The organism is Psychrobacter sp. 1U2 (assembly GCF_051847575.1).
In genome coordinates, this window is the sequence record NZ_JBPYDC010001782.1 from 1 (window position 1) to 525 (window position 525).

Consider the following 525-nt stretch of genomic DNA (forward strand, 5'->3'; position numbering starts at 1 on the left):
GTTCTATAAACGTCAAGATGAACGTTGGCTTGCTAACATCGAAAAAGACAAATGGGAAGCGTTGGTTGATCTACTTAATGTTAAAGAAGAGCATTTATACTTAGTAGCGACCGCCAAAAACAGTATTTTAAATGCGATAGTCATTTTATCCTACCGTATTAGCGGTATTGGTCTGCATCCTAACTTAATGGAAGCTTATCCGCAGATTTTGAACTATTCTGCATCTTTTGTTGCTCAAAACCAAGAAGCCGTATTGTTTGTCAATCAGTATCGACAAGCGCATGAGCTTGACACTTTAACGGACATTACGCCTGAACATGCGGTCAATCCTGCTCCGCTACTGGTCATGCTTGAGCAATGTGAAGATATCGTTGCAACGGTACGCAAACGCATCTATAAAACTGGTATCTCCATTCGCTTGACCAATATGATGTTACGACTTGATCAAAGCTTACAACGCATGCGTATTTTAACGGAGCTGGTGGCTGATAGCGGTCAGAATCGCGACAAAGCGGTAATCAACCT

The 525-nt window shown here is 41.7% G+C and carries 1 pseudogene; it reads left to right on the forward strand.

The window, feature by feature from the left end:
• Positions 1-525: pseudogene (locus ACS8FD_RS24380) on the forward strand (site-specific recombinase); the annotation flags it as partial.